At 70.5% G+C, this 5946-nt stretch carries 4 protein-coding genes and 1 pseudogene; all 5 read left to right on the plus strand.

Annotated elements, in window-relative coordinates:
• Positions 1–97: 97 nt before the first annotated feature.
• The gene (locus K6I33_RS30310) at positions 98–967 is read left to right on the plus strand and encodes a hypothetical protein (RefSeq protein WP_229357751.1); all 870 of its coding nucleotides are present in this window, start codon (positions 98–100) and stop codon (positions 965–967) included.
• The gene (locus K6I33_RS30315; protein WP_229357752.1) at positions 957–2357 is read left to right on the plus strand and encodes a hypothetical protein; all 1401 of its coding nucleotides are present in this window, start codon (positions 957–959) and stop codon (positions 2355–2357) included. The genes K6I33_RS30310 and K6I33_RS30315 overlap by 11 nt, the downstream gene beginning before the upstream one ends.
• Before the next feature lie 2 nt (positions 2358–2359).
• Entirely contained in the window at positions 2360–3913 is a 1554-nt protein-coding gene (locus K6I33_RS30320; protein ID WP_229357754.1) for an SCO6880 family protein, read from the plus strand.
• A gap of 10 nt (positions 3914–3923) precedes the next feature.
• Positions 3924–5357 carry an ATP-binding protein gene (locus K6I33_RS30325; RefSeq protein WP_229357753.1) on the plus strand — a complete coding sequence of 478 codons (1434 nt, stop codon included), beginning with the start codon at positions 3924–3926 and terminating at the stop codon, positions 5355–5357.
• A gap of 1 nt (position 5358) precedes the next feature.
• A pseudogene (locus tag K6I33_RS30330) lies at positions 5359–5946 on the plus strand (type VI secretion protein); the annotation flags it as partial.

Genomic DNA, 5946 nt, shown 5'->3' on the forward strand with positions numbered 1-5946 from the left:
CTCACTCCCCCACGCCCTCCCCCGGGATTCCGTTCACACCGCTACCGTCATATACGGGCGGCAAGCCGGCCACGACGTATGAGGGAGCAGGCGAGCGATGAGTCTCGGCGACGACGGCTACGGTGGCGGCCAGGGCGGCTACGGCGACGACCGGCACATGACCCGCACACGGCTTCCGGAAGGCGAGGTCGACCCCTATGCGCCGCCCCGGCGCGGAAGCGGGCGTTCCAGCCGCGGGGGCCGACCATCCAGCCGGAATCTGATGATGGTCGTCGGGATCGTGGTGCTGCTCATCGCGGCGATCGCCTTCGCCAACCGGGGTGGTGACTCCGCCGACGACTCCTCCTCCGGCGGCGACGCGCGCCGCCCCGGCGGAAGCGGGGCGACCGCCCCCAGCGGGGTGAAGCCGGTCGACGGCAAGACCGGAGGCATCGCTTCCGGATTCGCCCATTCGGAGCAGGGGGCGCAGTCCGCGGCGGCGAACTTCGCGGTGGCGCTGGGGAGCGACGGGATGTTCCGGAAGGACAGCCGTCGCGTCATCGTCGATGCCACCCACACTCCGGACGCCGCGCCCGCCCTCCAGCAGCAACTCGACAAGGCGTACTCCGGGGACTTCCTGAAGAACGTGGGCCTGCTGCCCGACGGTTCGGCGCCCAAGGGCCTGTCCTTCGTGTCACGGACCGTCCCCGTCGGGTCGAAAACCGCTTCGTACGCAACCGACGACGCGACCGTCGAAGTCTGGTGCACCGGCCTCGTCGGCCTCGCCGGCGAGGGGTCCACCAAGCCCGTGAGCCAGACGTGGTTCACCCTGACCCAGAAACTGCACTGGACGAACGACGACTGGAAGATCGTGTCCTCCAGCCAGAAGCAGGGTCCGGCGCCCGTGAACGGCGACGACCGGGCCGCATCAGCCAATGAGATCGCGAGCGCGGTCAGCGGGTACGGAGGGTTCACTTATGCGAGGTAGCCACCGCCCGCGCGTCTTCTCCATCACCACTGCCGTGGTGACGGCGCAGGTCGCTCTCGTGGCCCTGGCCTCACGGGCAACCGCCGATCCTGCACCGCCCCCGGGGGGCTCGCCGACGCCCGCGGCCACACCCACGCCCGTTCCCTCGGGATCGGCCGTTCCCACCCCGACACCGTCGGCGTCCAAGGGGAACGACCCTTGCGATCTCATCGTCGGGCTGGCCAAGGACTACTGCAAGGGCGGCAAAAACCCCGGCACCTCCACCTCCCCCAACGATCCCCAGACCGTCACCGACCCCCTCGCCTCCCTCGCCAAGGGCTGTGCCGATGCCGCGTCGTGGATCATCCACAAGCTCTCCTCCGCCGTCCATTCCACCGGCAACGTCGACTTCACCAACACCCCCTTCCTCCGCCAGTACGCCGTCGTCTTCGCCGCCTCCACCATCCTCACCCTCGTCCTGTGGCTGCTGGCCGTGGCCAAGCGGGCGGTGCGCGGGGTGCCGTTCACCGAGGCGATCACCGAGGCCGTGGGGTTCCTGTGGCTGACGGTGCTGGCGTCCGCGTTTACGCCGCTGATCCTCTACACCGTCGTGAACGCCACCGACGCCGTCACGGACGTCATCGCCACCGGCTCGTCCACGAACAACGACCAGTTCTTCGGCGGCTTCGCCGAGGCCCTGCAAAAGGGCAACGGCATCGGCGGCGGGCCGATCATGCTGATCGTCGTGTCGCTCGTGTCCGTGCTGGCCGCCGGTGTGCTCTGGCTGGAGCTGGTGATCCGGGCCGCCCTGCTCTACGTGGGCGCGCTGCTCGGCACAGCCGTGTACGCGGGGCTGGTGGACAAGAACATGTGGGGGCACGTCCGCCGCTGGGCGGGCATCATGATCGCGGTGATCCTGGTCAAGCCGATCATCATGATCGTGCTCGGCCTCGCCGGGGCCCTGTCCGCCGGGAAGGGGCCGAACTCCTTCTCCGCCGTGGTCTCCGGCCTCGCGATCATCCTCCTCGCCATCTTCGCCAGTGCGATGATCTACCGCTTCGTGCCGGGTTTCGGCGACGAGATCGTCAGCAGCCGCAACGCCAGCAATGACGCGGCCTCCCGCCAGGCCGCCGCGGTGATCTCCTCGCCCGCCGCGCTGGTCAAGCAGGGCATCACCACCCACAGCGCCCGCGGCGACGGCGGATCCCAGGCGGCCCGCCCCTCGGGCGCCGTCACCGGCGGCGTGGCCGCCCACAGCGCCCGCCCGGCGGCCGCCCCGTCCGGCGGCGGCAACGGAAGCGCTCCCTCCGCAGCCTCGGTGCCGGGCACGGCCGCCGTGCCCGCGCCCCGCGCGCAGAACAACGCGCAGAACAACAGCAAGCGCAATACATCCGGAGGTGAGCGGAGTTGACGATCCAGGCCCAGTCCCAGCCGATCGCGCCCCGCCGTACATATCTGATCGGCCGCGCACGTCCCAACGCGGTCGTCGGCAAGAACCGGGAGACCGGCGAGATCGCGCTGATCATCGCGGGCGCGTTCCTGGGCATGATGTGCGGGCTGCTGGTGCCGATCCTCCCCCTGCGGATCATCACCCTCACCGGCCTCCCGGCGCTGTCGCTGGCCGCCGTCTACGTCCCGTACAAGAACCGCACGTTCTACAAGTGGTTTGAAATCAACCGCTCGTACAAACGGACGCTGCGTCGCGGTGCGACATACCGTTCCGGCGCGATCGAGGCGGGCACCCAGCTGGACGGGCGGGAGATCGAGGTCGGCCCGCCGCCCGGGATCGGGCGGATCAACTGGCTGTCCGCGCCCTTCGGGCCGGACGAGATCGCCGTGCTGCTGCACGCCGACCGCCGGACCGTCACCGCCGCGATCGAGATCGAGGGCCCGGGCGTCGGCCTGCGCGACTCGGAGGACCAGGAAGCGCTGGTCGAGCGATTCGGCACGCTCCTGAAGCACGTCGCCAACGGCGACGGCTACGTCACCCGCATCCAGATGCTCGCCCGTACGCTCCCCGCCGACCCGGACGCCCACGCCAAGGACGTCGAACGACGCGGCGACGACCGGGCTCCGGACTGGCTCAAGGACTCCTACGACCAGCTCCAGTCCATGGTCTCCACCTCCTCCGAGCAGCACCGCGCCTACCTCGTCGCCTGTATGCACTACGGACGCGAACTGGCCGCCGAGGCCCAGGCCATCGCCCGCGCCTCCCGGCACGAGGGCACCAAGCGGCGGCTGGACAAGGACGCGGGCCTCGCCGTCGTCATGGCGCGCGAGCTCACGGACATCTGCGCCCGCCTCGCCGAGGCGGACATCCGCGTCCGCCAGCCGCTGGGCCAGGCGCGTCTCGCCTCGCTCGTCCACTCGATGTACGACCCGGACCACCCCATCGACCACATCCAGGCGATGACGAAGCGGAACGCCTGGCCGGCCGAGCTGGACGCCATGGAACCCACGTTCCTCCAGGCGAAGACGCGCGAGTCGTCCACCCGGTCACCCTGGTGTCACTCCACGGCGTGGGTCAAGGAATGGCCGATGACACCCGTGGGGGTCAATTTCCTCGCTCCCCTTCTCGTCCACACCCCCGATGTGATTCGTACGGTCGCGGTCTGCATGGACCTGGAGCCGACCGACGTCGCCATCGAACGGATGCTGACCGAGAAGACCAACGACGACGCGGACGCCTCCCGCGCCGCCAAGATGAACCGTGTCGTCGACCCGCGCGACGTCGCCCACCACTCCCGCGTCGACCAGCGCGGCGAGGACCTCGCCAGCGGCGCGGCCGGCGTCAACCTCGTCGGCTACATCACCGTGTCCTCCCGCTCCCCGGAGGCCCTGGCGCGCGACAAGCGGACCATAAGAGCCTCGGCCGGCAAGAGCTACCTCAAGCTCGAGTGGTGCGACCGTGAGCACCACCGGGCGTTCGTCAACACGCTGCCGTTCGCGACCGGCATCCGACGATAGGGGCAACGCCGTGCTCGACCCGCTCGCCACCGTCACCGACGCCTTCACCAGTTTCCTGTTCGGAAAGGTCGAAACCACCCGGCTGCCCGTACGTACCTCCACCGGGCAGGCGCAGGCCGTCTACCTCCCCACCGCGGCCCCCGGCCTCGGCGACTCCGGCGTGATCATCGGGCGTGAGGTCTACTCCGGCAAGGGTTACATCTACGACCCCTTCCAGCTCTACGGCCAGCAACTGCCCGCCCCCCACTGGCTCGTCCTCGGCGAGTCCGGCAACGGCAAATCCGCGCTGGAGAAGACCTACGTCCTACGGCAGCTTCGCTTCCGCGACCGCCAGGTCGTCGTCCTGGACGCCCAGGGCGAGGACGGCGTCGGCGAGTGGAACCTCATCGCGCAACAGCTGGGGATAACCCCCATCCGCCTCGACCCCGTCGCCGCCGCCGACGGCGGCATCCGGCTCAACCCCCTCGACCCGGCCATCACCACGACCGGCCAGCTCGCCCTCCTCCGCACCATCATCGAGGTGGCCACCGGCCGGGGACTCGACGAACGCGCCGGCTTCGCCCTGAAGGTCGCGCATTCCTATGTGAACGAGTCGATCCTCGACCGGCAGCCCGTCCTCACCGACATCGTCGAGCAACTGCGCCACCCCGAGGCCGAGTCCGCCGAGTCGATGAACGTCGACATAGACGACGTACGGGCCTGGGGCCTGGACGTCGCCCTGGTGCTGGACCGGCTCGTCGACGGTGACCTGCGCGGCATGTTCGACGGCCCCACGACGGCCGGCATCGACCTCGACGCGCCCCTGATCGTCTTCGACCTCTCCCACATCGACCGCAACTCCATCGCCATGCCGATCCTCATGGCGATCGTCGGCGTCTGGCTGGAGCACACCTGGATCAGGCCCGACCGGAAGAAGCGAATCTTCTTGGTCGAGGAGGCCTGGCACATCATCAACTCCCCCTTCGTCGCCCAGCTCTTCCAGCGCCTGCTGAAGTTCGGGCGACGGCTCGGCCTGTCGTTCGTCGCGGTGGTCCACCACCTCTCCGACGTCGTCGACGGCGCGGCGGCGAAGGAGGCGGCCGCGATCCTGAAGATGGCCTCCACCCGCACCATCTACGCCCAGAAGGCCGACGAGGCCCGGGCCACCGGCCGGGTCCTGGGACTGCCCCGCTGGGCGGTCGAGATCATCCCGACCCTCACCCCCGGCATCGCGGTCTGGGACGTCAACGGCAACGTCCAGGTCGTCAAGCACCTCATCACGGACGCCGAGCGCCCCCTGGTCTACACCGACCGGGCCATGACCGAGGACGGCGACCGGACCCACGAGCTCGCGGCGGAGGCCGCAGCGGCGGAACGAGCCGCCGCGGCAAGGGAATCGCCGTTCGCCGACGAACCGTACGGCACCGCCGCGACCTACGGTTCCTCGGAATCGACGGTGGCGTGAGATGAGGTCCTCGGGGGGCGGGGACCGGGCGCAGCACCGGGACCCGGGTGCAGAGCGTGGAATTCCGGATGGCCTGCTGGTCAGCGTCCTCGCCTTTCTGCTGGGCCTGACCCTGCTGGTCTGGACGGCCACCGGCCTGGCCGCCCTCGCCGAACACGGCGGCTGGCCGGAAGGGGTGACCCTGACCCGCACCCCGCAGGCCCTGCGCCATCTGATGACCCAGCCCCGCGACCTGCCGTCCGCGTGGCCGGGCACCCCGCCGGAGGCCCTTTCGGGGTACGGGTTGTTCTGGGGCATCCTCGTCGGCGAGCTGCTCGTGGCCGTGGTGCTGATGACGTTCGTGATCGGCACACTGGCCCGCTGGCGGGCGGTACGGGCACGCAGGACGACGGGAGCGGCGGGGACGGCCCCGACGGAGGCGGCGGAGGCATCGTCGGCGGCGGAGGCCACGCCGATCGCGGTGACGGAGGCCGCACCGGCGGAAGCCGCACCACCGGTGAACACCGCGCCGGCGGTGGAGGCGGCCGCCGCCACTGTCCCCGAACCGCGGGCAGCCGCCTCACCCGTCCCGCCCGTCCCGGCCCCCGAG

Source organism: Streptomyces sp. UNOB3_S3 (assembly GCF_020740895.1).
Taxonomy (GTDB): Bacteria; Actinomycetota; Actinomycetes; order Streptomycetales; family Streptomycetaceae; genus Streptomyces.